The 1,699-nt window shown below is 62.2% G+C and carries 3 protein-coding genes; all 3 read right to left on the reverse strand.

Features of this window, described 5'->3' with window-relative positions:
• Positions 1-399, reverse strand: a 399-nt coding sequence (locus ABYA88_RS16400; protein ID WP_373188450.1) for a biotin/lipoyl-containing protein, incomplete at its 3' end; no start/stop codon positions are given.
• Positions 396-1,391, reverse strand: a complete 996-nt coding sequence (locus ABYA88_RS16405) for an alpha-ketoacid dehydrogenase subunit beta (RefSeq protein ID WP_373188451.1) — start codon at positions 1,389-1,391, stop codon at positions 396-398. The genes ABYA88_RS16405 and ABYA88_RS16400, both read right to left, overlap by 4 nt.
• The coding region (locus ABYA88_RS16410) for a thiamine pyrophosphate-dependent enzyme (RefSeq protein WP_373188452.1) at positions 1,384-1,699 on the reverse strand (316 nt) is incomplete at its 5' end. The genes ABYA88_RS16410 and ABYA88_RS16405, both read right to left, overlap by 8 nt.

Raw genomic sequence — 1,699 nt, forward strand, 5'->3', positions numbered from 1 at the left:
ATCGACATCCAGTTCTTGTGCCAGACGGCGTACCGCAGGGGTTGCTCTGGCTGGTTGAAAGTCTCGCGTAGACGGCGACATGCCAATGTAGAAATCCTCAGCAGCCAGGCCCGCATGGCCCTCTGGCTGGCCCAGATCACCGACCACGGTGCCGCTGTCTTCCGACTCGCCCTCGAATATCACCAGAGGCTCGCCCACATGCAATGGGTCACCTGGTTGGCCGAAACAGCGCGCCACTACCCCAGCCTGGGGCGACGGCACGTCGACGATGGCTTTGGCGGTTTCCACCGAGACCAGCAACTGATCAACCTCGACCCGATCACCCGCCTGCACGTGCCATTCGACAATTTCTGCTTCTTGCAGGCCTTCGCCCAGGTCCGGCAACTTGAAGGTAGTCATGCTGCCTCCCCGCGCAGCGTGGCCTTGGCCGCGCGACAGATGCTCTGCACGTCCGGCAGGTAGGCCATTTCCTGCCGCGCATAGGGAATCACACAATCAAAGCCGGTCACCCGGGCGACCGGCGCACGCAGTGCCTGCCAGGCGTGCTCATGCAGCAGCGCAGCGATCTCCGCGCCCACACCGAAGCTGCGTGCGGCCTCATGCACGATGACGCAGCGCCCAGTCTTGGTTACCGATGCAATCAGCGTCTCGGTATCCAGCGGTTTGAGCGTCGCCACATCGATGACCTCTGCATCTACTCCCTCATCGGCCAGCATGACTGCCGCATCAAGAGTTTCCTTCAGGGCTGCGCCCCAACTGATCAAGGTCAGATCCTGCCCTTCACGCAGGGTAAAACAGGTATCCAGTGGCAATGCCTTACCGTCATCCGGCACAAGTTGCTGTACCGAGCGATACAGCCGCGCCGGTTCAAGAAAGATCACCGGGTCAGGATCGGCAATGGCCGCGAGCAGCAGCCCATAGGCACGCCGTGGCGAGGACGGAATCACCACCCGCAGACCGGGAATGTGGGCAAACAGCGCTTCTGTGCTCTCCCCGTGATGCTCAGGCGCATGAATACCTGCACCGTGTGGCGTACGTACTACCAAGGGGCAGCTAAGCCGCCCGCGGGTGCGACTGCGCAGGCGTCCTGCGTGGGAAACCAGCTGTTCCATGCCCGCGTAAATGAATCCCATAAACTGGATTTCTGCCACCGGCTTCAACCCTTGTGCGGCCATGCCTACACTGATGCCGGCAATCAGCGTTTCGGCCAACGGGGTGTCCATCACTCGACGGAAGCCGAATCTATCCAGCAGCCCTACCGTCGCACGAAATACGCCGCCATTGCCGCCCACATCTTCACCCAGCACCACCACATCCGGGTCTTCCTGCATCGCGCGGTGCAGCGCCAGGTTGATGGCCTCGACCATGCACAGGTTATTGGCCTCACTCATGCTCACCTCCCCCCAGCGCCGCGACGCGCTGACCCAGTTGCTCGCGTTGGCGCCGGTAGTGCCTGGGCAACTCGGCGAACAAATGATCAAAAGCCGCAGTCGCTTCCGCGCTGGGCGTATCCCGGTAGCGCTCTACCGCCTCGTTGATGGCTGATGCCAACTCCGCCTGCAAGGCCTTTTCGCGCGCCTCATCCCACAACTTGCGCGAATGCAGAAAGCGCTGCATGCGGCCGACCGGCTCATGCTTCCAGGCCGCATTCAGCTCGTCGTCCGAGCGGTAACGGCTGGCATCGTCTGCGGTGGTGTGA

This window comes from Halopseudomonas sp., assembly GCF_041579695.1.
Taxonomy (GTDB): Bacteria; Pseudomonadota; Gammaproteobacteria; order Pseudomonadales; family Pseudomonadaceae; genus Halopseudomonas.

What these genes read in the sequence shown, in the direction of transcription:
- ABYA88_RS16405 (WP_373188451.1), bottom strand. Translation starts at nt 1,391, where the DNA reads ATGAGTGAGGCCAATAACCTGTGCATGGTCGAGGCCATCAACCTGGCG.